Origin of the sequence: Lysobacter sp. Root604 (genome assembly GCF_001427505.1) — a bacterium.
Classification (GTDB): domain Bacteria; phylum Pseudomonadota; class Gammaproteobacteria; order Xanthomonadales; family Xanthomonadaceae; genus Lysobacter.
Genome location: NZ_LMGS01000001.1, coordinates 242,714 through 265,452, shown reverse-complemented (window position 1 = coordinate 265,452; position 22,739 = coordinate 242,714). Strand labels below are relative to the sequence as shown.

Below are 22,739 nucleotides of genomic sequence, written 5' to 3'. Positions count from 1 at the left end.
CGCCGCTCCGTTAGCCGCCCGCGTCGCGCGCGAGCGCCCGGCACAGCTCGGCGGTGGCGTCGTCGACCGGGAAGCAGCACTCGATGTGCAACTCGTCGATGGTGACGTCGCGCGGCGTGCCGAAAGTGGTGATGGTGGAGAAGAACCGCAGCAGGTGTTCGTCGCGGCGCAGCACCGTGGTCAGCAGCGGCGTCGGGGTCGCACCGAGGTCGCGATGGCGCCAGCGCGCGGGTACGCCCGGATAGGCCAGCACTTCGTCCAACAGGGCGCGCGCGGCGGCATCGCCGGGCGCGGCCGCCACCTCGTCGTGCAGATGGCGGATCAGGTCGCCGGCCACCTCCTCCCAATTCGCCACCGCCGGGCGCAGGTCTTCGGGATCGAAGAACTGCCGGATCATGTTGGCGTGCGCGCTGGGCTTGCCGCGCATCACGTAGGCGTTCACGCGCATCGCGGCGGCGTTGGCCATCAGCACGTCCCAGCGCCGGTTGAGCACGAAGGCCGGGTACGGCTCCTGCTGGGCCAGGATGAACTCGATCGCGCGCCGTACCTGCGACAGCTCGGGCGTGTTGAGCGCGGTCTCCGGGTACTTGGGCGCGTAGCCGGCCGCGACCAGCAGCGCATTGCGCTCGCGCAGCGGCATCTCCAGCGCATCGGCCAGCCGTGCGATCACCTCGCGGCTGGCCTGGGCCTTGCCGGTCTCGACGCAACTGAGGTGGCGCGCCGACAGGCCCGCGTCCAAAGCCAGGTCCAACTGGCTCAAGCGCCGCGCCGCTCGCCATTCGCGCAGCAGGGCGCCGACCTGGGTCGGCGCGGCGGACGGGGTGAGGCGTGCGACGGCTGTATCCATCGCCTGCATCTTACGACGCCCGGTAGCGAAAACCATGACCTGCCAGGTCATGGAAGCATGACCTGCGACGACATTGAGGGCATGACCTCCAGCACCAATCATTTGCGCCAACGAAGGACGGTCCTTCGACGGAGCTACCCCATGAACCGCAGGCGCTTTCTCGCTCTCTCCACCGGCGCACTCGCCGCCGGCGCCCTCGCCACCGGCTTCGGTCTAGCCGAGGCCGCGCCCTCTGCGACCGGCCCCTTGAACGCCGCCGCGTTCAAGGCCGCGCGCCGCTATGCGCGCACCCGCTACGGCCGCATCGCCTATGTCGAACGCGGTCGCGGCGCGGCCGCGCTGTTCCTGCACGGCTTTCCGCTCAACAGCTTCCAATGGCGCGGCGCGATCGAACGCCTGGCGCCCTACCGCCGCTGCGTGGCGCCGGACTTCATGGGCCTGGGCCATACCGAAGTCGCCGACGGCCAGAGCGTGGCTCCGGACGCCCAGGTCGAGATGTTGCTGGCGTTGATGGATCGCCTGTCGATCGAACGCGCCGACGTGATCGCCAGCGACAGCGGCGGCGCGGTCGCGCAGTTGCTGCTGGCGCGCCATCCCGAACGCGTGCGTTCGCTGCTGCTGACCAACTGCGACACCGAGATCGAATGCCCGCCCGCGGCCATGCTGCCGGTGATCGCGCTGTCGCGCGAAGGCAAGTTCGTCGACCAGTGGCTGGCGCCCTGGCATGCCGACCACCGTCTGGCGCGCTCGTCCGAGGGCATCGGCGGCATGTGCTACCTGGACCCCTCCAACCCCAGCGACGAAGCCATCGACACCTATTTCTCGCCGTTGCTGGCCTCGGCGCAGAGCAAGGCGCGCGTGCACGCCTACGCGGTCGCGCTGGACCATAACGTGCTCGAAGGCGTGGGCGCATCGCTCAAGCGCAGCACCGCGCCGGTGCGGGTGGTCTGGGGTATGGGCGACACGATTTTCTCGCCGGCCGGCGCCGAGCACCTGGAACGCAGCTTCGGCCGCTACCAGGGCACCCGCCGCCTGGAGGGCAGCAAGCTGTTCTGGCCGGAGGAACGCCCGGACGTGGTCGCCGAGGAAGCCCTGCGCTTGTGGGATGCGGTGTGAGCGCCCGCGCGGCGTCCCGGCAAGACCGGGGCGCCGCCGCTCAGGCCATTTCCTGCCAGCGGTACCAGCGCCGATGCGCGAGCGCCAGCATGTCCAGGTCTTCGCGCGTATCGCCGTAAGCGTAGATCTGCGCGTAAGACGACAGGTCGTAGCGCTCGCCGACGCAGCGCGGCTTTTCCGGACCCACGCATTGCGCGCCGCGGTAGCGGCCGGTCAGTACGCCGTGTTCGACTTCCAGACTGGAGCAGAGCAGGTCCAGGCCGTGACGTTCGCACCAAGGGCGCAGATACAGGTCGAAGGCGCCGGAGACCACCACCACGGTATCGCCCTGCTCGCGATGCCAGGCGATGCGTTGCAGGGCACCGGGCCGGATCGCGCCGGGCAGCACTTCGTCGGCGAAGCGGCGCCCAGCCTGTTCGGCCTGCGCGGCGTCCAAGCCCTGGAAGCCGAACCGCGCCACTCGCGCGCGGATCGTGCTGCCCGACACCAGGCCCAGCTTGTAGCCCAACACCATCGGCGCGAACAGCCAGCGCCCCAGGCGCAAGCGTTGCGGCGGCACCGCGCGCGCGACGAAATCGGCGAACAGTTCGCGATCGGTGATGGTGCCGTCGAAATCGAAGAGCGCCAGATTCATGCGGCTGCGGTTCGCCTGCGATGAGGGAACCGCAGCATAGCGGGCGGCGCCCGCGCCGGCGCGCGAATCGGGCCGGCTCAGGCCAGGTTGGTGAAGCGGTCCACCGCCCACTGGCCGTTGTTGAAGTAAGTCCAACTGGTCCAGGTGGTGGCGCCACCGACGCCGGGTTTGAACGTGAGCGAGGCCACGGTCTTGAACTTGTTGAAATCCAGCGGCGTCGGATAGTCCTTGCCGCCCTTGGTCACGTCGACGTAGTTGTCGGCGACTTCGCGGGTCGCGTTGTACGGGCCGCAGACTTTGCCGGACTTCAGGGTGAACGTTACTGCGCCGAGTACGGGCATGTGGCACCTCTCGCGTTGGGCTCCGCCTGTGGGAGCGGGAACGGCCGCCTGCGCAAGGCGCCGACGCCGGTGGGGCCGGCCGTGGTCCGGCCTGAGTCCCCATCCCTAGTAACGCCCCCGAACGGTCCACGTGAACGCGACCCGGCCGCCCCCTAAGATGGCCGAGATTATTTTTCGCCGGCATGTAGAGCAGCCGCCCCCTGCTCCGACTACTTCATGCCAGCGCCCATTCCGGGCGCCGCCAACGACAGGAACCTAGCCATGAAGTACATGCTGATGATGACCTTCCCGAACGCCGCCTGGAAAGTGTCGCGGATGGAGCTGTGGCCCGAGCAGGACGTGAACACGCATATGGAGTACCTGCGGCGCATGAACCACGACCTGGTCGAAGCCGGCGAATTCGTCCAGGTCCAGGGCCTGACCGGCCCGGAAGCGGCGACGATGGTGCACGCGCGCGCCGACGGCAGCCCGGCGGTCACCGACGGCCCGTTCCCGGAGTCCAAGGAATTCCTGGCCGGCTATCTGATCGTCGACGTCGACAGCGCCCAGCGCGCCTACGAGATTGCCGCGCGCTGGTCGGCCGGCCCCGGTCCCGGCGGCGCGGCGCTGAACCTGCCGGTCGAGGTGCGCCAGGTCATGGACCATTCGGCGTGCGAGGCCTCGTAAACCCCGTGTCCAACGCCCCCGCCGAACACTTGCTGCGCAGCCTCGCGCCGCAGGTGCTAGGCGCGGTGGTGCGCCGCTACGGCGACTTCGCCGCGGCCGAGGACGCGGTGCAGGAGGCGCTGCTGGCCGCGGCCACGCAATGGCCGCAGCAGGGCGCGCCCGAGCATCCGCGCGCCTGGTTGATCCAGGTCGCGGCGCGGCGCATGACCGACCATATCCGCAGCGAACTCGCGCGCCGACGGCGCGAGGCCGAGGCGCTGCGGCAAACGCCGGACGACGAATGGCTGGCGCCCGCGCCCGACGCCGCCGACGTCGGCCACGACGATGCGCTGATCCTGTTGTTCATGTGCTGCCATCCCGCGCTGACGCCGCCATCGGCGATCGCCTTGACCCTGCGCGCGGTCGGCGGCCTGAGCACGGCCGAGATCGCCAACGCCTTCCTGGTACCGGAGGCGACCATGGCCCAGCGCATCAGCCGCGCCAAGCAGCGCATCCGCGACTCCGGCGTGTCGTTCGAGATTCCCGATCCGCGCGAACGCGGCGAACGCCTGGCCAGCGTGCTGCACGTGCTGTACCTGATCTTCAACGAAGGCTACGTCAGCAGCGCCGGCGAGCGCCTGCAGCGCGAGGATCTGGCCCAGGAAGCGATCCGGCTCGCGCGCGAGGTCCAACGCGGCCTGCCGCAGGACGGCGAAGCGGCGGGCCTGCTCGCGCTGATGCTGCTCACCGACGCGCGCCGCGAAGCCCGCAGCGGGCCCGACGGCGAACTGATACCGCTGGAGGCGCAGGACCGCACGCGCTGGAACCGGCGCGCGATCGCCGAGGGCGTGGCGCTGATCAGCCGCACCCTGTCGCGCGGCGCGGTCGGCCCCTATCAACTGCAGGCGGCGATCGCTGCCGTGCACGACGAAGCGCAACGCTACGAGGACACCGACTGGGCGCAGATCCTGGCCTTGTACGGCTTGTTGCAGCGGATGTCGGACAACCCCATGGTCGCGCTCAACCACGCCATCGCCGCCGCCATGGTCCACGGCCCCGCGTACGGCCTGGCGCGGCTGCGCGAGCTCGACGCCGACCCGCGCCTGGCCGGTCATTACCGCCTAGATGCGGTGCGCGCGCACCTGCACGAACGCGCCGGCGAGCGCGAGGCCGCGATCGCCTGCTACCGCGGCGCGGCCGTGCGCACGGCCAGCATTCCGGAGCGCGACTATCTGCGCCGGCAGGCCGCACGGTTGTCCGAGCAGGCCTAGACGCGCTCAGCCGCGGCGCGCGCGGTGCCAGTCGTACAAGGATTCGGGCAGGCGTCCATCCAGGGCGAGGCCCAAGGCCGGATAGGCGTCCAGAGTGTCCAGCACCTTGGCGCGCAAGCCCGCGAGGGCCGGCGCATCCAGTTGCCCGGGATCGCCGCCCAGGGCGTCCAACACGCTCGCAGCCCAGGCGTAGAACGCATCGGAATGCGCCAACAGATCCTGCGCCAGCCATGCGCGCAAGGGCACATGCAGGCGATAGCCGCGCTCGCCCAGCGCATCGGCCTGCGCGCGCAGCGATGCGTAGGCGCCGCGGTACCACTCGGTGTGGCCGGCGGCCTCGCGCCGGATCAGCAGCGGCGCCGGCGCCTGGTGTTCGCGCAGGGCATGCCGCAGGCTGAGTTCGAGGTCGCGCGCGTCGCGCACGGTTTCGGTTTCGACCAGGAACGCGCGCTCCAGATCGAAGGTTTCGTAGTAGCGGGTCTGCAGCTCGCCCAGGCGGCGCAACGGGCTGCGCGAGAAGCCCAGCTTGAGCAGGTCCTCGTACGCGCAAGGCAGCACGTACAGATAGCAACGCCCCGCGCTGGCACTGTGGGTGACATCGGGATCGCCGGTGGACAGGAACGCCATCGCCACAGCCTAAATCCTCAAGCGCGCATCCGCTGCGACGCACCGCCTGTTGACCTCAACTTCGCTTGAGGTCGCAGACTGCGCGCCTGCCCGGCCGTAGCGGCCGACACCCCACGTCAAGGATCGCGCATGTCCCTGCCCGCCTCCCCGGTCTATCGCCTGGATCATTTCGTCGTGCCCGCCGCGGCGATGCCCGCCTTCATCGAACGCCTGCGCTACACACAGCAAGCTCTGGACGCCCTGCCGGGCTGCAAGCAGAACCTGGTATTGAGCCGGACCGGGCCCAGCGGCGAGTACGACGTCGCGACCCTGGTCGAATGGGAAAGCGCCGAAGCGTTAGCCGCAGCCAAGGCCGCGATGCAGCGGCACTATGCCGAAGCCGGCTTCGACCCCGCACAGTTCATGCGTGAGCTCGGCATCCGCGCCGACCTGGCCTCCTACGTGCCGACGCCGTTCGTCGTGGTTTGAACGGGCGCTCAGGCGATCGCGCGCGTCAGCAAGTCCTGCATCGCCGCGCGCATCGCCTGCGCATCCGCACCGGCGTCGACCTCCAAAGCCGCGCGATCGAACGCCGCCGAGAGCAAGCGCGCATACGCATCGATCTCGGACGGTGCGCGCGCCATCGCCGCAGCCAGTCCCTCGCGCAGCGTGCGCGCGGCGTGTGCGTCGTCCAACGCGGTCAGCTCGGCCATGCCCAGCACCGCCGGGCCGTCGATCAACAGCAAGCGGGTCCGGCCGGGTACCGCCATCGCGGCGAGGTAGGCCTGGCTGCCGGCCAGCAGGGCCGCGCGCGGATCGGCGAGCGTCGGCGCCGCGGCCTCGATGTCGGCCGCCACCGCCTCGGCCTCGCGCGCCAGCACGTGGCGGAACAGATCGCGCTTATCGGCGTAGTGGTGATAGAGCGCGCCGCGGGTGATGCCGGCGGCCGCGCAGATGTCCGGGGTCGAGGTGTCCGCGTAGCCCCGCTCCACGAACAGGCCGCGCGCGGCCTCGAGCAGGGCCAGGCGGGTGGCATCGGTGCGTTCGCGATTGCTGCGGTGGGCACTCATTGAAATACATTCAGCCTGTATGTTAATTTGACGATTGCATACAGCCTGTATGTTATTCCCCAGGAGCCGACCGTGAAAGTGACCAGCTACTACCCCGTGCTCATGACCGACGACGTCGCCGCCACCGCCGCCTTCTACCGCCAGCACTTCGGCTTCGTCGCCCTGTTCAGCGCCGACTGGTACGTGCACCTGCAACTGGACGGCGACCCGACGGTCAATCTGGCCGTGCTCGACGGCAGCCACGAAACGATCCCGGCGGTCGCTCGCGGCCGCGCTGGCGGCCTGCTGCTGAACTTCGAGGTCGAGGACGTCGACGCCGTGCACGATCGTCTGCGAGCCGCCGGCCTGCCCATCCTGCGCTCGCTGCGCGACGAGGAATTCGGCCAGCGCCACTTCATCACCGCCGACCCCAATGGCGTGCTGATCGACGTGATCAAGCCGATCCCGCCGAGCGCGGACTACGCCCTGCAGTACGAGGCCGGCGCGCTGCCGACCTGAGTTCGCGCGCTCAGGCGAAAGGCAGCAGCGGCCCGCCCAGCCACAGCCAGCGCGCCATCCAGGCCACGGTCAGGCCGATCAGGCTGGTCAGCGGCATGCCCACGCGCAGGAAATCGCCGAAGGTGTACTGGCCGGGATTGAGGATCAACAGATTGCCGTGGTGGCCGATCGGGGTCAGGAACGAGGCCACCGCGCCCATCGCGGTGCAGACCACGAACGGCAGCGGCGGCAGGCCCAGGCTCTGCGCCAGGGCCAAGGCGATCGGCGCCAGCAGCACCGTGGTCGCCGCGTCCGACAGGATCTGGGTCAGCAGCGCGGCGGCGGCGAACATCAACAACAACAGCCCCAGCACCGGCAGGCCCTGCGCGTGCGCGGCCAGCAGCTGCGCGATCAGATCGGCGGTGCCGGTCTTGTCCATCGCGATGCCCAGCGGGATCACGCCGGCGATCATCACGTAGATGCGTACGTCGATTTCCTCGTAGGCGCGCTCGATGCTCACGCAGCGCGTGAGCACCATCGCCACCGCGCCCAGCAGAAACGCGATCTGCGGCGCCAGCGATTCGGTGGCCGCCAGCGCGATCGAGGCGGCCATGATGCCCAGCGCCAGCGGCGCGCGCCGACGCGTGCTGCCGCGCGCGTCGAAGGGCATCAGCATCAGGAAGGCGCGATGCGTGGCCAGTTGCTCCAGGCGCGCCTGCGCGCCCCACAACACCAGCAGATCGCCCTCCTCCAGGCGCAGCTCGGACAGTTCGCCGCCCAGCCAGCCCTCCTTGCGCCACAGTCCGACCACGACCACGCCCAACGTGCTGAGAAAATCGATCTCCGACACGCTGCGGCCGAGGAACTCCGAACGCGGCGCGACCACCGCCTGCACCAACCGCTCCTCGCCCAGCGCTTCGGCCTTGCCGTCCTCGCGCGGCTTCTCGCCGTACTTGACCACCGCGTGCAGGGACAGGCCGGGCTCGTCGCGCACCGAGGCGATTTCGTCGGGCGAAGCGCGCACCAGCAGCACGTCGCCCGCCGCCAGCGGCGCCTGCGCGCGCTGATCGCGGCGGCGGATGCCGTGACGCAGCCAATCCACCACCTGCAGCCGGCCCTGGAAGGCCTTGTCGAACGCGGCCAGGGTCTTGCCGCTCCAGGGCGAACCCTCGTCCACCAGCAACTCGGTGTAGTAGCGGTCCAGCTTCAGGTATTCGACGTTGCCGCTCTCGCCCTGGCGCTTGGGCAGCAGCCAGCGCCCGGCCAGCATGTAGATCGCGCCGATCGCGACCAGCATCGCGCCGATCGGGGTGATCGCGAACAGGTCCATGCGCCCGGCGCCGTTGCGCGCGAGCAGATCGTTGGCGAGCAGGAACGCCGGCGCGCTGATCAGGGTCAGCGTGGTGCCCAAGGACGCGGCCAGCGACATCGGCATCAGCAGGCGCGAGGCCGCGAGTTTGCGCTCCTGCGCGAGGCGCATCAGGATCGGCAGCATCATCGCCGTGACCATCAGATGGTGCGAGAACGCCGCCATCGCCGCGGTCGCGGGCATGATCACCGCGATCGCGCGCGCCTCGCTGCCGCCGGCCGCGCGCCCGATCGCCGCGCCGATGCGGTCGGTGATGCCGGTCGCGGACAGGCCCGCCGACAGCACGAACACCGCCGCGACGATGATAGCCGGTTCGCTGGCGAAACCCGACAGCGCTTCCTTGGGCGACAACACGCCGGTCAGCGTCAAGGCCAGCATCGCCAGCATCGCCACCAGGTCCACGCGCAGCTTCTCGCTGATGAACAACGCCAGCGCCGCGGCCAGGATCAGTAGAAATACGATCTGCTGCGGATCCATCCCCGCCCCTGTTGCAAAAACTGCGTACTAACTTAGCCGATGCGCATGAAGGCGGTATTCATGCGGGCCGCGAAGCTGCGCCGATACGCACAGCATGGATGGCGGGACGGATCGATCCGCCAGCGCCGATCAGATCGTTTGCGCCAGCATGAAGATCGGCGCGTACAAGGCCGCGATGCACGCGGGAAGACCCACCACAAGGATCGCCAGCCCCGTCCAGAACGCCGCCAACCTGCGCCTGTCCGGCCTGGGCCAGAACCGCCAGACCGCCAGCACGATCACGGGCAATAGCCACAACGCCGGATAGGCCCGCAACAACCAGAGCGTAGGCCACGGCAGGTCGGCGCCGAAGGCGCTGAACGTCAGACCGAAACTGGGCACGACCAGGGTGGGAATCAGCGCCGTCAGAATCGCGCAGACCACACCGACCACGACCAACGCCGGCCGTTGCGCACCCGGCGTCGCCGGCACGCGAGTTGAAGGCGCTTGATAAGGGTTGTTCATGAGCGTCGGCTTGCGAGCGTGAGGTGGCCTACTTCGTCGACAGCAGGGCACGGACCCGATCGAGGTCGACGCCGTCGCGCCGCTTGGCGGGCCCGCACAGCGATACCTGCACCGCGTCCTCGCCCGCGCTTATCACCAGCACGCTCTCGCCCGGAAACAAATGGATCTGCTCCGCCATATGCACGGCGGTGTTCCTGACAGGGTCGTTATACAAGCTGGTCGTATAGACACGCTTGACGGATGCGGGATCGCCTTTGAACGACTTGCGCACCACGAACGCATGATCGATGCGATACCCGTCCTCGTCCTTGAGCCCGCTGACCGGGCCCGCCAGTTTGGACTCGGTGATCGTCGCCAGAAACACGGTCTTGGCCGCTTTCAATTCGTCTTCCAACGGCACCGCCAGGCAGATCGCGGACGCGGGCAAGGAAAAACAGGTCGCCGCAATGGCCAGCAGCAGGCGATTCGCCGCCCGCATGCGCTTCGCACTCTGTGTACGCATGGCTGTCCCTCTCCATCGACTGGCGCCAGCCTAGCAAAGATGCGAGCCGACCCAAGGCATGATGCGACGAACCGATTCGGCGCGCTGCCAGCATCGAGATGGGGGATCAGACCTCGCGCGCGAGTTCCGGATGTTTGATCCGCCACACCAGTATCGCGATCAGGCCCAGCGCCATGAACACCAGTCCCGCCCAGAAATCGCTCCACGCGTAGCGACCGCTGGACTGCGCGAGCCATAGCCTCCACAGCGACATGCCCAGGCCCAGCCAGAACAGCCAGCGGTAGCGGCGCGAGGGATAGCGCCGATCGAACTCCTCACGTTTGGCCATGCGCGCGCGCATCGCGCTCGGTAGCGGCAGCAGCTTGCCCAGGGCGCCCAGCCCCGCCATGGCGCCAGCCAGTACGATCGCCATGACCGCCAACAGCAGAATCACGCCCTTGGCGGCCCAGGCCACGAACACCGCCACACACACCAAAATCGCGACGAACAAGGCGATCAGCACGCGCATGGTCTGGGAACGCGGTGGATGGCTCATGCTCTGCCCCTATGGATGGCGACGGTCGGGCACGGCCCGGACGGCTAAAGATACGAAAAAGCCCCGCATCGCGGGGCCTTTTCGCAACACCGCTCCGCTTGCGCGAGAGCGTCCTGAGCGGGCCTCAGGCCCAGGGATCGCGCAACACGATGTTGGCGTCGCGGTCCGGACCGGTGGAGACCATCGCCAGCGGGCAGCCGGACAGTTCCTCCAGCGCGCGCAGGTAAGCGCGCGCGGCGGCCGGCAGCTTGTCCCACTCGGTGACGTTGTGGGTGCTTTCCTGCCAGCCCGGGAACTCCAGGTACACCGGCTCGCACTCGTCCCAACCTTGCGCGTCGAGCGGGGCGTACTCGGTTTCCTTGCCGCGGTAGCGGTAGGCGATGCACAGCTTGAGCTTCTCCATGCCGTCGAGGATGTCGAGCTTGGTGATGCACAGGCCGGAGATGCCGTTGATCGCGACCGCGCGCTTGAGCGCGACCAGATCGATCCAGCCGCAGCGGCGCGGCCGGCCGGTGGTGGCGCCGAATTCCTGACCGCGCTTGCGGATGCCCTCGCCGATCTCGTCGTCCAGCTCGGTCGGGAACGGGCCGCCGCCGACGCGGGTGGCGTAGGCCTTGGCGATGCCCAGCACGTAGTCGATCGAGTCCGCGCCCACGCCGGTGCCGGCCAGCGCGCCGCCGACGGTGGTGTTGGACGAGGTCACGTAGGGATAGGTGCCGTGGTCGATGTCCAGCAGCGAACCCTGCGCGCCTTCGTACAGCACGCGCTTACCCTGCTTGCGCAGGTCGTGCAGGATGCCGGCGACGTCGGACTTCATCGGCTCGACGTATTCGCCGAAGGCCAGCGCCTCGTCCAGGGTCTGCTGGTAGTCGACCGCGTCCACGCCCAGGTACTGGGTGAGCACGAAGTTGTGGTAGTCCAGCGCGCTGCGCAGCTTCTCGGCGAGCTGGTCGGGATAGTGCAGATCGGCCACGCGGATGCCGCGGCGCGCGACCTTGTCTTCGTAGGCCGGGCCGATGCCGCGGCCGGTGGTGCCGATGGCCTTGCCGCCGGCGGCCTTCTCGCGGGCCTGATCCAGGGCGATGTGGTACGGCATGATCAGCGGCGTGGCCGGGCTGATCTTCAGGCGCGAGCGCACTTCGACGCCGGTGGCTTCGAGTTCGTCGATTTCCTTGCGCAGCGCGGCCGGGCTCAGCACCACGCCGTTGCCGATCAGGCACAGCGCGCCGTCGCGCAGGATGCCGGACGGGATCAGGTGCAGCACGGTCTTCTTGCCGCCGATCACCAGGGTGTGGCCGGCGTTGTGGCCGCCCTGGAAGCGCACGACCGCGCCGATCCGCTCGGTCAGCAGGTCGACGATCTTGCCCTTGCCTTCATCGCCCCATTGGGCACCGAGAACGACGACTGACTGACCCATTACACGCACTCCGAATTGGTTTGGCACGGCCCGGCGGGACCGGCATCGCGGAAGGCCCCGCATCGTGCGGAAGCCGAAAACGACAAAAGCCGGCGGGAATCCCCGTCCGGCTTTTGTGCATTATCCGGGTTTCGGGTGGCCGCGGCCACCCCGGCCGCCACAACGGACAGATTCGGCTCAGCCGGAGGCCGGAACGCCCGTGGGGCGGCCCTGGCGGGCACCGGCCGCGCGCAGGGGCCCTCGGCCGCGCCGCCCCGGCACCGTCCGTCATCGACTGGCGTGGTCCATCGCCCGCATCCCGTCGCCCATCGCGCCCCCGCTGGCGCGCCCCGCGGCCGCCTGCGAACACTGCCGCGGTCCGCACCCGGAGCCACCGCGATGATCCCGACCTCACCGGCGACGCCTCAGCCCGCCCCCGACCCGACCGTCGCCGCGACCGCGCCCCGCCGCCGCAGAGCCGGCGTGGCGCCGGAGCGCCGCGCGTGCCGCTGGTTCGCGACCGCGGCCCTGAGCCAGCTGCTGTGCGTGGCGTATGCGATCGGCCACGACAACGTCGCCCTGCAGGGCGTTTGGCAGGCGTCGCCGATCGCGCTTCCATTGCCGCCGCCGCGCCACGACCGCGAATCCGGCCGACCACCCGTGGCCGCCGTCGACGTCCTTGCGCACTCCGCTTCGGAGCTGCCGCGATGATCCCGACCGCACCGGCGCCCACCTATCCCGACGCCGACATCGCCGTCGCCGCGAGCAGGTCGCCTGCCGACACGCTCAGCCGCAAGGCCGGCACGGCCCTGAAGCTCAGCGCGAGCGCCTGGTTCGTTGTCGCGGCCCTGGGCCAGTTGCTGTTCGTGGCCTATGTGCTCGGCTACTACGGCCGCGCCGCTCTGCAGGGCCGCTGGCAGGCCTGGAACGGCGTGTTCCCGCGCGGCTACGTGGCCGGCGACACCGCGGGCAATCTGGTGGTGGCCGCGCACCTGGGCTTCGCCTGCCTGATCGTGGTCGCCGGGCTGCTGCAGCTGACCCCGGCGGTGCGGCGGCGCTGGCCCGCGTTCCACCGCTGGACCGGCCGCGCCTATCTGGCGATGGTGGCGGTGATGAGCCTGGGCGGGCTGAGCATGATCCTCACCCGCGGCTCGGTCGGCGACCTCTCGCAGAAGCTCGCGATCGGCCTCAACGCGCTGCTGATGCTGGCCTTCGCTTATCAGGCCTATCGGCATGCGCGCGCGCGCCGCATCGACCTGCACCGGCGCTGGGCGCTGCGCCTGTTCCTGGCCGTGAGCGGGGTCTGGTTCTTCCGCATCGGCCTGATGTTCTGGATCGTCGCCAACCAGGGCCCGGCCGGTTTCGATCCCGCCAGTTTCCGCGGCCCCTTCCTGACGTTCCTCGCGTTCGCCCAGTACCTGCTACCTCTGGCGGTGCTGGAGCTGTACCTGCGCGCGCAGGACCGCGGCGGCGCCGGCGCGCGCATCGCCGCGACCGCGCTGCTGTCGATGCTGACCCTGGTCACCGCGGCGGGCGTCGGCGCGGCCACCATGCTGATGTGGTTGCCGCGCCTGTGAGGCCGACGCCGCCGCCGTCTTAGTTGCTATCGTCGCGCCATGTCCGAACCGGTCCCGCCCCTGTTGCCCGCTCCGCCCGCGCGCATGCTCGGCTGGCGGCGCGTGCGCTTCGTGCTGATCGCCGCTTTCGTCAGCAGCCTGCTGATGAAACTGGGCTCGCACGCGCCGTACCCCATCGTGCTGCTGCGCATGCTGATCGTCGGCTTCGCGACCGTGCTGGTGTTCGGCGTGTTCGAACGCTGGCCCGCGCGCCTGCCGCGCTGGAGCGCGCGCTGGGTGCTGCAGGTGGTGGGCGTGGCGGCGACGATTCCGTTCGCCGCGATCCTGGCCTACACCCTGACCACCGCCGACAACTCGCTGCCGTGGTGGCAGGACAAGCTGTATCTGGCCGGCGTGACCAAGGTCATCGTCTACGGCCTGCTGGTCGCGCCGTGGATGGCGATCGCCGCGTTGCTGCGCCAGATCCGCGGCGAAGCGCAGCGCCAGGCGCTGGCCTTCGAACTGGAACGCAGCCGTTACGAACGCAACGCGCTGGACGCGCGCCTGCGTCTGCTGCAGGCCCAGGTCGAGCCGCATTTCCTGTTCAACACCCTGGCCAATGTGCGCGAACTGGTCGACGCCGGCTCGCCGCAGGCCTCGACCGTGCTGGCCAGCCTCATCGCCTACCTGCGCGCCGCGGTGCCGCGCCTGCACGGCCCGGCCGCCACCCTGGGCCAGGAGCTGGAACTGGTGCGCGCCTACCTGGAAGTGATGCACATGCGCATGCCCGACCGCCTGCAATACGCCCTGCACGCCGACGAGGCCGCGCTGGCGCTGGACTGCCCGCCCATGACCCTGCTGACCCTGGTCGAGAACGCGGTCCGCCACGGCATCGACCCCAGCGAGGAAGGCGGCCGCATCGATGTGCGCGTGCGCCTGCGCGACGGCCGCTGCCTGGCCGAGGTCGCCGATACCGGCATCGGCCTCAGCCGCACCGGCGACGGTCTCGGCACGGGGCTGGCCAATCTGCGCGAACGCCTGCAGCTGGCCTACGGCGACGACACCCGTCTGGTGCTGATCGAATTGCGGCCGCACGGCGTGCGCGCCGAAATCGAATTCCCCGCACAGCGGAGCGCGCCATGAACGCGCAACGCCCGACCGCCCTGATCGCCGACGACGAACCGTTGCTGCGACGCGCGCTGACGCGCCAGCTGGCGCAAGCCTGGCCGGAGCTGGAGGTGGTCGCGCAAACCCGCAACGGCCGCGAAACGGTCGAGCGCTTCGAGGCGCTGCGCCCGGACATCTGTTTCCTCGACGTGCACATGCCGGGCCTGTCCGGCGTGGAAGCGGCGCGCCTCATCGGCCGGCGCGCGCATCTGGTGTTCGTGACCGCCTACGACCAGTACGCGGTCCAGGCCTTCGCCCAGGGCGCGCTCGACTACTTGGTCAAGCCGGTGGAAGCCGAGCGTCTGGCCGACACCATCGCGCGCCTGCGCGAGCGCCTGCGCGCCGCGCAACCCGCGCCCGACACCGAAGCCCTGCTGGAACGGCTGGCCGCGCAGCTGCAGAAGAAGAGCGCGCCGGAGACCCTGCGCTGGATCCGCGCCTCGGTCGGCCAGGCGCTGCGCCTGATCGGCGTCGACGAGATCGACTTCCTGCGCTCGGACGAGAAGTACACCCGCATCGCCTGGCGCGGCGACGGCGGCAAGCCCGGCGAGGCGCTGATCCGCACGCCCTTGAAGGAACTGGCCGCGCAACTGGATCCGGCCCAGTTCGTGCAGGTGCATCGCGCGGTGGTGGTGAACCTGCGCGCGATCAGCCACGTCACCCGCGGCGCCAACGAGACCGCGCACATCCACCTCAAGGGCCGCGACGAAGTGCTGCCGGTCAGCCGCAGCTACCTGCACCACTTCCGCCAGATGTGAGACGCGCGGCGTCGCCGCGCGGCGGGTCTCAGGCGCGCACCGCCCACAAGGCCAGCACGCCGACCGCGACCGCCACCGCGCCCACGATGCGCAACTGGCGGTCCGGCATCGCTTGCAGTTGTTCGGCGGCGCGCTTCCAACCGCGCGGCGCCACGAACAGGAACAGCCCTTCCAGCACCGCGACCAGGCACAGTGCCGAAATCAGCTCACCGCTCACTCAACGGTCCGACTTGAGGTATTGCAGGAACGGGTCGTCGCGGTCGAGCACGATCACGCTGTCGCCGTCCTTGAAGGACTGGCGATAGGCCTCGAGGCTGCGCTGGAAGGCGTAGAAGCTCGGATCCTTGTTGGCCGCCGCCGCGTAGGTGCGCGCGGCCTCGGCATCGCCTTCGCCGCGCAGGCGCTGGGCGTCGCGTTCGGCCTCGGCCACGATCACGGTCTTGTCGCGGTCGGCGGTGGCGCGGATCGCCTGCGACAGCTCCACGCCCTCGGCGCGCTTCTGGCTGGCCACCTGCAGACGCTGCGAGCGCATGCGGTTGTAGACCGAGGCCAGCACGTTGCTGTCCTGCGGCAGATCGATGCGCTTGATGCGGATGTCGATGATGCGCACGCCCAGGGTGGAGGCGGCGCGGTTGATGCCGACCAGCTGCTTGCCGATCACGGTGGCGCGGTCGCCCGAGACCACCTGGGTCAGGGTGCGCGAGTTGATCTCGTTGCGCAGCGAGTCCTTGATGATCGGCGCCAGGCGCGCGGCGGCGGTGTTCTCGTCGCCGCCGGTGGCCTGGTAGAAGCGGCTCAGGTTTTCGATCTGGCCGATCGCGAAGAAGTCGACGCTGACATCGAGCTTGTCGGCGGTCAGATAACGTTCTGGCGCGGCGGTCAGCACCTGCAGGCGGCGATCGAACACCGAGGCGTTCTCGATCAGCGGCCACTTGAAGTGCAGACCGGGGCCGATGTCGCGGCGCACGATGGTGCCGAGGCGGAACACGATCGCGCCGTGCCCTTCCCTGACCACGAACATCGATCCCAGCAGGGCCAGCAGCACGGCTACGACCACGGCGATCCAGGCGGAGAATTTCATTGTGCGGGCTCCTCGCGGCCATCCGGGCGCTTGCTGCGGGCCGGGCGCGACATGGTTTCGTTACCCGATTCGGACGAAGGCGTCGCGATGGTCGGCGCCAGCAGCTCCGGCGTCAGCAGCGGCGTCGAACCGCCGCCACGGCGTTCCGGCAGCGGCACGTACAGCATCTGGCGCGAGTCGCCGCCGACGATCTTGCGGTTGTCGCCCATCACCTGCTGCACGGTTTCCAGCCACAGGCGCTTGCGGGTGACTTCCGGCGCGGACTTGTACTGATCGACCAGCAGCGAGAAGCGGCTGGCGTCGCCTTGCGAGCGCGCGATCACCGCGGTCTTGTAGCCCTCGGCCTCGGTGCGTACCTGCGACGCCTGACCGCGCGCTTCCGGCACCACCTTCTTGGCGTAGGCCTCGGCCTGGTTGATCGAGGTGGCCTTGTCGGCGTCGGCGCGCTGGGCTTCGTCGAACGCGTCCTTGACCTCGTCCGGCGGCCGCGCGTTGGGCAGGTTGAGCTCGGTCAGGGTCAGACCGGTGCGGTAGGCCAGCAGCGATTCCTGCAGGCGCGCGCGCACCACCGTGGTCAGGGCGCCGCGGGCGCTCAGCACGGTGTCCAGGTCGGACCGGCCGATCTGCTCGCGCAACACGCTCTGCGCGGCCTGCTGCAGCACGTCGGCGGAATCGCGCGAACCGAACAGGTACTGCTGCGGATCGCCGATGCGGTACTGCACGTTGATTTCGACGTTGACCATGTTGCCGTCGCGGGTCAGCACCGGCACGGTCTCGGTATACGCGTTGCTCTGGGTCGCGTTGACCTTGGTCACGCGCTCGATCGGCCACGGCGCCTTCAAATGCGGACCGGGCTGGAGGATGCGCGAGAAATGGCCGAAGCGCAGGACCACGCCGCGCTCCTGCTCGGTGACCAGCACGAAGCAGTTGAAGACCAGCCACAGGCCCAGGATCGCGGCGGCCCAGCGCAGGATGCTGCCTCCGCCCATGCCGCCACCGCCGCCGAACAGGCCGCGAATAGAGTCGAGCAAGGCATCCAGGCCGCGGCCGTCGGACTTGCGTTGCCGCGGCGATCGACCGTTGGGGTCGGATCCGCCGGAATTGTCACTGCCAGGGGTGTTCCAGGCCATGCCTGCTCCAAAGAGGGAACTGCACCCGTGTTCAGCTGACGGGTCGGTTGATTCTAGGTGGGGGCCCTGGCCGTCTCAAGCAAGGTCGTCCGGTACAGCCACCGATTCCAGCAAAGACCGCAGCGGTTCGCCGTGCGGCTGGGCGAACAGGCGCTGGGCGTCGGCGATGGCCAGATCGACCTCCAGCTCCCAGCCGTGCTCGTCGGCGCGCTCGGCGCGGACCGCGCCCAGCTCGTGCAGGCGGGCGCGCAGGCGCGCGCCCTGCGACGGCACCCGCAGCGCGCCGGCGACATGGCGCAGCTCCAGGGCCTCGGCCAGCGCGGTGCGCAGCAGGTCCAGCCCCCGGCCATCGCGCGCCGACAGCCAGACCCGGGTATGGCCCTCGCCCGGACGGTCGATGCGCGGCTGAGCGCCGTCCAGGCGGTCGATCTTGTTGAACACCAGCAGCTGCGGCAAGTCGCCGGCGCCGATCTCCTGCAGCACCGCGTCGACCTGGGCGATGCGCTCGTCGCGCAGCGGGTCGGCGGCGTCGATCACGTGGATCAGCAGGTCGGCCTCGCGCGCCTCCGACAGGGTCGAGCGGAACGCGGCCACCAGATCGTGCGGCAGATCGCGCACGAAGCCGACCGTGTCGGCCAGCACCGCCGCGCCGCCGGACAGATCGATCCGGCGCACGGTCGGATCCAAGGTCGCGAACAGCTGGTCGGCGGCGTAGGCCTCGGCGCCGGTCATGGCGTTGAACAGGGTCGATTTGCCGGCATTGGTGTAGCCCACCAGGGCCACGCGCGGCAGTTCGCTGCGCATGCGCGCACGGCGCATCTGAGTGCGCTGCACCTCGACCTTGTCCAGGCGCTTCTGCAACTGCTCCAGACGCTTCTGCAGCAGGCGGCGGTCGGTTTCCAGCTGGGTTTCGCCGGGGCCGCGCAGGCCGATCGAGCCGCCGCGCTGGCGCTCCAGGTGGGTCCAGCCGCGCACCAGGCGCGTGGCCATGTGCTTGAGCTGGGCCAGTTCGACCTGCAGCTTGCCCTCGGCGCTCTGCGCGCGCTGCGAGAAGATGTCCAGGATCAGGCCGGTGCGGTCGACCACGCGCCGCTCGAGCGCGCGTTCCAGGTTGCGTTCCTGGCCGGGCGACAGCGGATGGTTGACCAGGATCAGGTCGGCGCCGGTGGCGTCGGCCGCGGCCTTGACCTCGGCCAGCTTGCCGCTGCCGATCAGCATCGCCGCGTTGGGGCGGTCGATGCGCGCGGTCAGCACGGCGGCCACGGTGGCGCCGGCCGACTTGGCCAGATCGGCGAATTCTTCCAGCAAGCCCTCGTCCGGCGGACCGCCGGCGTGGGGCTGGATCAGTAAGGCGTGTTCGCCTTTTCGTGAGCGTTCGAACATCGAGTCAGCAAGATGGGGAGGAAAACCGGGAATGCAAGCGCGGCGGGACGCCACGGCCCCGCCATCGTCTCATCCCTGTCGGCCCCTAGCCCGCACTCACTCGTTCTCGTCGTCGCCCTCGGCGCCGCCGCCTTCGCTGGACTGCACGTAGCCGCCGCCGGGACCGACGCGGACGTTGCGCGCGGGCACCACGGTCGAAATCGCGTGCTTATAGACCATCTGGCTCACGGTATTGCGCAGCAGGACCACGAACTGGTCGAAGGATTCGATCGTGCCCTGCAGCTTGATGCCGTTGACCAGGTAGACCGAGACCGGTACGCGTTCGCGCCGCAGCGCATTCAGGAAAGGATCCTGTAAGGATTGCCCCTTGGACATCAGTAGTTCCCCAGCTTTCTAGTTATAAGGTTCGGTGCCAAAGACGGCCCTGGACATCCTGTCGGACCGCGTCGCCGGTAGCTGTCCCCACAGCGGTGACCGGCCGATGGTAACGCAAGTGGCCGTTGCGGATACGGCTCGAACTCAGGCTTTGCGATGGGCGTGCCGGGATCCGCCGATGAATAGCGCGGCGGCCCGTTCCAAGGCCTGGGCGTCGGCGGCCGGGTCGAACCAGCGGGCATCCAACTGCCCGCGCAGCCAGGTCAATTGGCGCTTGGCGAGCTGGCGGGTGGCGTAGATGCCGCGGTCGCGGAACTCGGCCAAGGCCTGCGCGCCGCCCTCGCCGTCCAGGAATTCCCAGGCCTGGCGGTAGCCGACCGCGCGCAAGGCCGGCAAGTCCAACGGCCGCGGATGCGCCTGCAATTCCGGCAAGCCGCGCAAAGCCCGGACCTCGTCGAGGAAGCCGCCGGCCAGCATGGCGTCGAAGCGCTGCGCGATGCGCGCGTGCAGGACGGCGCGATCGGTCGGCGCCAGCACCAGCTTGAGCACCCGGTACGGCAGGCGCGGCGCGCCGGCGGCCTCGCGCCGCCAGTCGCTGATGCGGCGGCCGGACAAGCGGTAGACCTCGAGCGCGCGCTGGATGCGCTGGGCGTCGGTGGCGTGGATGCGCGCGGCCGCCTCCGGGTCCAGCGCGGTCAACTCCGCGTGCAGGGCCGCCCAGCCGCGTTGACCAGCCTCGGCTTCGAGCTGGGCGCGCACACCGGGGTCGGCCTCCGGCATCGGCGCCAGCCCCTGCAACAGGGCGTGGAAGTACAAGCCGGTGCCGCCGGCCAGGATCGGCAGGCGCCCGCGCGCGGCGATCTGGTCCAGCGCGCGCCGGGCGTCGACGGCGAACTCGGCCGCCGAGTACGGCTGCCAGGGCTGGCGCAGGTCGATCAGATGGTGCGGCACCCGCGCCTGCTCCTCCAAGCTGGGCTTGGCCGAGCCGATGTCCAGCCCGCGGTAGACCAGGGCCGAGTCGACGCTGACGATCTCGCCGCCGTAGCGCTGCGCCCAGTCCAGCGCGAGCGCGGTCTTGCCCGAGGCGGTCGGGCCCATCAGGGCGATCGCGAGCGGGCGCGGGTCGGCGGACATGCGGAGGCGGCGGTTCCGGTACGGAGGCGAGCGCGCAGACTCGCACAGCCGCGCACCTCGCGGAAGCGCGCGCCACCCAGCGGTTTCCACAAAGCTTGTGGGCAAGCGCTGGGGCAAGCCTGTTGATAAGCCGCTGCGGCGCAGGCGCAGCAAGGCCCGCGCGCAGTTCGATCAAATTTTCGCCAGTGCCTGCGCGCTATCCACAAAGCCTGTGGACAAACCTGCGGACAGTATTGGGACGACATAGCTGAGAGCCAGGCGCAGCAAGGAGCGCAAGAGGTCTGTCGAAAAAATGACCAGCGAAATCGCTTGACTTGCCTGCGCGAAGACGCATGCCCGACGGTCGCCGCGCGAACCGCGGATGCGGAACGAATGCGATCGGATTCGTCAATACGCAATCGCCGCCATTGCGTGCTGCAACGCAATACGAAGCGGGCGTCGCGACTAATCCACACGGCCTGTGGACAAGCCTGCGGACAGTCTCGCGCGAAGCCCGCGCAGAGCCAGGCGCAGCAAGGCCCGCAAGGAATTTGGCTAAAAATTAGCCAGCGAAATTGTTTGACAGATTCCGGCTTTTCGGCATCCCGAACGAACGCGTGCGCATGCCCAGATTGGCGATCGCGTCAAGCTTGAATTTCCGATTCCGATGCGCTTGCACGCGCATCGCGCGCGACTATCCACATCGCCTGTGGACAAGCCTGCGGACAGTTGCATGATGAACCGCGCGCAAGCCAGGCAGCGCAAGGGGCGCAGCAAGTTTGGCGACAAATTCGCCATCGCTGCGAACGGCGGACGCCGAAGCGCGGCGTTCGCGCACCAAGGTGCAATGCGACGCGAAACGAGCGCCTCGCGGAGCCCCTCTCCCGCGTGCGGGAGAGGGATTGGGGTGAGGGGCTACGACAGAGAACGTCGTTCGCGCTTGGCCGCGCGCCCTCATCCGCCCTGCGGGCACCTACTCCCGCCTGCGGGAGAAGGGAATGCGCAGCCCGCTCGGATGCGCGCATAAAAAAATCGCGCGTCTTGCCCACGTTGCGCCATGAAGCACAAGGCCATCGCATCGCCGCGCGCAGACGCCAGATGCGGCATGCCCGCGCAATCGTGCGCGCCATGCCACGATCGAATGCGTGCGCCGGCCAACGCCGGCACGTCTGCGACCTATTCGTCGTCCGGCCACTTCGGCATCGACGGCGCCGCGGCGCGGCGCGGCATCGCCTGTGCCGCCACCGCCTCCCACACCTTGAGCGCGTCCACCGTCGCGGCGACATCGTGCACGCGCAGCAGGCGCGCGCCGCGCTGGGCCGCGATCAGGTGCGCTGCGACCGAGCCGTGCACGCGCTCGCGCGCCGATTCGCGACCGGTGAGCTCGCCTATGCTCTTCTTGCGCGACAGGCCGGCCAGCACCGGCACGCCGAGTTCGGCGTAGCGTTCCAGTTGCGCCAGCAGGGTCAGGTTGTGTGCCAGGGTCTTGCCGAAACCGAAGCCTGGATCGACCACGATCTTTTTCTTGGCGATGCCCGCCATCTCGGCGGCGAAGATGCGCTCGGCCAGGAAGCGATGCACTTCCGCGACGACGTCGTCGTACTCTGGCGCGGCCTGCATGCTGCGCGGCTCGCCCTGCATATGCATCAGTATCACCGGCACGCCCAGCGCGGCCGCGGTATCGAGCGCGCCCTCGCGGCGCAGCGCGTACACGTCGTTGATCAGGCCGGCGCCGGCCGCGACCGCGGCGCGCATGACCTCGGGCTTGGAGGTGTCGATGCTGATCGGCAGCGGCGTGTCCCGCGCCAAGCGCTCGATCACCGGAATCACCCGGCGCAGCTCTTCCTCCACCGGCACCTCGTCGGCGCCCGGTCGGGTGGACTCTCCGCCGATGTCGAGCACGTCGGCGCCCTCCTCCGCCAGGCGCAGCCCATGCGCGACCGCGGCCTCCGCGCTGTCGTGCGCGCCGCCGTCGGAGAACGAATCGGGGGTGACATTGACGATGCCCATCACGCGCGGCCGGTCCAGCTTGAGGGCGCGGCCGTTGCAATCCAGGATCGGGGCGAGGTCGAACATGGGCGGTCTCGTGCGGCGTCGGGGCGAGCGGGCATGCTACCGCGCACGGGTGGAGGATGCGTCCGAGATGAGCGCGGGGGTTACCCGGCGCACGAGCGGTCGTCGGCAAGCGCGTGTCGCGATCGCGGCTCACGCCGCTCCCACAGGAAACCCGCGGCCGTACTCCCGCGCGCGGCAGAGCCTGCACGCCCGACGGACCCGCTGCTTCCTGTGGGAGCGGCGTAAGCCGCGATGAACCCTCCCACCCGACGCCTCCCGCCCCAAAAGAAAAACCCCAGGGCTAGCCCGGCGCTCTCGTAAGCGAATCCAG

26 protein-coding genes are annotated in these 22,739 nt (G+C 69.6%); 9 read left to right on the top strand and 17 right to left on the bottom strand.

The window, feature by feature from the left end; genetic code table 11:
* Positions 1-10 precede the first annotated feature (10 nt).
* A complete protein-coding gene (locus ASD69_RS01335) occupies positions 11-847 on the bottom strand; it encodes a helix-turn-helix transcriptional regulator (protein WP_200943923.1) in 837 nt (278 codons plus the stop codon).
* A 141-nt stretch (positions 848-988) separates the two neighbouring features.
* On the opposite strand from ASD69_RS01335, the gene ASD69_RS01330 reads away from it, so the two are divergent.
* Positions 989-1,963 (top strand): alpha/beta hydrolase, encoded by a 975-nt coding sequence (locus ASD69_RS01330; RefSeq protein ID WP_056172959.1) that lies wholly within the window; start codon positions 989-991, stop codon positions 1,961-1,963.
* Positions 1,964-2,003: 40 nt separating this feature from the next.
* Here ASD69_RS01330 and ASD69_RS01325 read toward each other — a convergent pair whose 3' ends face one another.
* Positions 2,004-2,597: an HAD family hydrolase gene (locus ASD69_RS01325; RefSeq protein WP_056172955.1), complete on the bottom strand. Its 594-nt coding sequence runs from the start codon at positions 2,595-2,597 to the stop codon at positions 2,004-2,006.
* 77 nt (positions 2,598-2,674) lie between these two features.
* A complete protein-coding gene (locus tag ASD69_RS01320; RefSeq protein WP_056172952.1) occupies positions 2,675-2,938 on the bottom strand; it encodes a hypothetical protein in 264 nt (87 codons plus the stop codon).
* Between the two features lie 261 nt (positions 2,939-3,199).
* On the opposite strand from ASD69_RS01320, the gene ASD69_RS01315 reads away from it, so the two are divergent.
* The gene (locus ASD69_RS01315) at positions 3,200-3,604 is read left to right on the top strand and encodes a YciI family protein (protein ID WP_056172949.1); all 405 of its coding nucleotides are present in this window, start codon (positions 3,200-3,202) and stop codon (positions 3,602-3,604) included.
* 5 nt (positions 3,605-3,609) lie between these two features.
* Positions 3,610-4,854 (top strand): sigma-70 family RNA polymerase sigma factor, encoded by a 1,245-nt coding sequence (locus ASD69_RS01310; protein ID WP_056172946.1) that lies wholly within the window; start codon positions 3,610-3,612, stop codon positions 4,852-4,854.
* A 6-nt stretch (positions 4,855-4,860) separates the two neighbouring features.
* Here the strand turns inward: ASD69_RS01310 and ASD69_RS01305 are convergent, their stop codons facing one another.
* Positions 4,861-5,481 (bottom strand): GIY-YIG nuclease family protein, encoded by a 621-nt coding sequence (locus ASD69_RS01305; protein WP_056172943.1) that lies wholly within the window; start codon positions 5,479-5,481, stop codon positions 4,861-4,863.
* Positions 5,482-5,610: 129 nt separating this feature from the next.
* On the opposite strand from ASD69_RS01305, the gene ASD69_RS01300 reads away from it, so the two are divergent.
* The gene (locus tag ASD69_RS01300; protein ID WP_056172939.1) at positions 5,611-5,949 is read left to right on the top strand and encodes a hypothetical protein; all 339 of its coding nucleotides are present in this window, start codon (positions 5,611-5,613) and stop codon (positions 5,947-5,949) included.
* Between the two features lie 8 nt (positions 5,950-5,957).
* Here ASD69_RS01300 and ASD69_RS01295 read toward each other — a convergent pair whose 3' ends face one another.
* Complete coding sequence (locus ASD69_RS01295; RefSeq protein ID WP_056172937.1) at positions 5,958-6,530, bottom strand: TetR family transcriptional regulator; 573 nt, start codon at positions 6,528-6,530, stop codon at positions 5,958-5,960.
* A 72-nt stretch (positions 6,531-6,602) separates the two neighbouring features.
* On the opposite strand from ASD69_RS01295, the gene ASD69_RS01290 reads away from it, so the two are divergent.
* Positions 6,603-7,028: a VOC family protein gene (locus ASD69_RS01290; protein ID WP_056172933.1), complete on the top strand. Its 426-nt coding sequence runs from the start codon at positions 6,603-6,605 to the stop codon at positions 7,026-7,028.
* Between the two features lie 10 nt (positions 7,029-7,038).
* Here the strand turns inward: ASD69_RS01290 and ASD69_RS01285 are convergent, their stop codons facing one another.
* The 5 genes from ASD69_RS01285 to ASD69_RS01265 all read right to left on the bottom strand — a co-directional run bounded on the left by ASD69_RS01285 (position 7,039) and on the right by ASD69_RS01265 (position 11,811).
* Positions 7,039-8,853, bottom strand: coding sequence for an SLC13 family permease (locus tag ASD69_RS01285; RefSeq protein ID WP_056172930.1), 1,815 nt, complete (start codon positions 8,851-8,853; stop codon positions 7,039-7,041).
* Between the two features lie 129 nt (positions 8,854-8,982).
* Positions 8,983-9,357, bottom strand: a complete 375-nt coding sequence (locus ASD69_RS01280) for a hypothetical protein (protein WP_157498888.1) — start codon at positions 9,355-9,357, stop codon at positions 8,983-8,985.
* Between the two features lie 28 nt (positions 9,358-9,385).
* A complete protein-coding gene (locus ASD69_RS01275; protein WP_157498886.1) occupies positions 9,386-9,859 on the bottom strand; it encodes a hypothetical protein in 474 nt (157 codons plus the stop codon).
* Between the two features lie 106 nt (positions 9,860-9,965).
* The gene (locus tag ASD69_RS01270; RefSeq protein ID WP_157498884.1) at positions 9,966-10,394 is read right to left on the bottom strand and encodes a hypothetical protein; all 429 of its coding nucleotides are present in this window, start codon (positions 10,392-10,394) and stop codon (positions 9,966-9,968) included.
* A gap of 124 nt (positions 10,395-10,518) precedes the next feature.
* Entirely contained in the window at positions 10,519-11,811 is a 1,293-nt protein-coding gene (locus ASD69_RS01265; protein ID WP_056172919.1) for an adenylosuccinate synthase, read from the bottom strand.
* Between the two features lie 378 nt (positions 11,812-12,189).
* Here ASD69_RS01265 and ASD69_RS01260 point away from each other — a divergent pair, with 378 nt between their 5' ends.
* The 4 genes from ASD69_RS01260 to ASD69_RS01245 are packed head-to-tail and all read left to right on the top strand — an operon-like array spanning position 12,190 to position 15,271.
* Positions 12,190-12,501 carry a hypothetical protein gene (locus ASD69_RS01260; RefSeq protein ID WP_056172916.1) on the top strand — a complete coding sequence of 104 codons (312 nt, stop codon included), beginning with the start codon at positions 12,190-12,192 and terminating at the stop codon, positions 12,499-12,501.
* Positions 12,498-13,367, top strand: a complete 870-nt coding sequence (locus ASD69_RS01255; RefSeq protein ID WP_056172913.1) for a DUF2306 domain-containing protein — start codon at positions 12,498-12,500, stop codon at positions 13,365-13,367. Before ASD69_RS01260 ends, ASD69_RS01255 begins: the two co-directional genes overlap by 4 nt.
* 39 nt (positions 13,368-13,406) lie before the next feature.
* Positions 13,407-14,489, top strand: coding sequence for a histidine kinase (locus tag ASD69_RS01250; protein ID WP_056172910.1), 1,083 nt, complete (start codon positions 13,407-13,409; stop codon positions 14,487-14,489).
* Positions 14,486-15,271 (top strand): LytTR family DNA-binding domain-containing protein, encoded by a 786-nt coding sequence (locus tag ASD69_RS01245; RefSeq protein ID WP_056172906.1) that lies wholly within the window; start codon positions 14,486-14,488, stop codon positions 15,269-15,271. Before ASD69_RS01250 ends, ASD69_RS01245 begins: the two co-directional genes overlap by 4 nt.
* 28 nt (positions 15,272-15,299) lie before the next feature.
* On the opposite strand, the gene ASD69_RS01240 is transcribed toward ASD69_RS01245, so the two are convergent.
* The 7 genes from ASD69_RS01240 to folP all read right to left on the bottom strand — a co-directional run bounded on the left by ASD69_RS01240 (position 15,300) and on the right by folP (position 22,429).
* Entirely contained in the window at positions 15,300-15,488 is a 189-nt protein-coding gene (locus ASD69_RS01240) for a DUF2065 family protein (protein ID WP_056172904.1), read from the bottom strand.
* The gene (gene hflC, locus ASD69_RS01235) at positions 15,489-16,352 is read right to left on the bottom strand and encodes a protease modulator HflC (protein WP_056172901.1); all 864 of its coding nucleotides are present in this window, start codon (positions 16,350-16,352) and stop codon (positions 15,489-15,491) included.
* On the bottom strand, positions 16,349-17,482 hold the full coding sequence (gene hflK / locus ASD69_RS01230) for an FtsH protease activity modulator HflK (protein WP_056172899.1): 1,134 nt from the start codon (positions 17,480-17,482) through the stop codon (positions 16,349-16,351). The genes hflC and hflK overlap by 4 nt, the downstream gene beginning before the upstream one ends.
* Before the next feature lie 75 nt (positions 17,483-17,557).
* Positions 17,558-18,865 (bottom strand): ribosome rescue GTPase HflX, encoded by a 1,308-nt coding sequence (gene hflX, locus ASD69_RS01225; RefSeq protein ID WP_056172896.1) that lies wholly within the window; start codon positions 18,863-18,865, stop codon positions 17,558-17,560.
* A 96-nt stretch (positions 18,866-18,961) separates the two neighbouring features.
* A complete protein-coding gene (hfq, locus tag ASD69_RS01220; protein WP_056172892.1) occupies positions 18,962-19,240 on the bottom strand; it encodes an RNA chaperone Hfq in 279 nt (92 codons plus the stop codon).
* A 144-nt stretch (positions 19,241-19,384) separates the two neighbouring features.
* Positions 19,385-20,374 carry a tRNA (adenosine(37)-N6)-dimethylallyltransferase MiaA gene (gene miaA, locus ASD69_RS01215; RefSeq protein ID WP_056172888.1) on the bottom strand — a complete coding sequence of 330 codons (990 nt, stop codon included), beginning with the start codon at positions 20,372-20,374 and terminating at the stop codon, positions 19,385-19,387.
* 1,155 nt (positions 20,375-21,529) lie between these two features.
* Positions 21,530-22,429, bottom strand: coding sequence for a dihydropteroate synthase (folP, locus tag ASD69_RS01210; RefSeq protein ID WP_056172882.1), 900 nt, complete (start codon positions 22,427-22,429; stop codon positions 21,530-21,532).
* Positions 22,430-22,739: the final 310 nt, after the last annotated feature.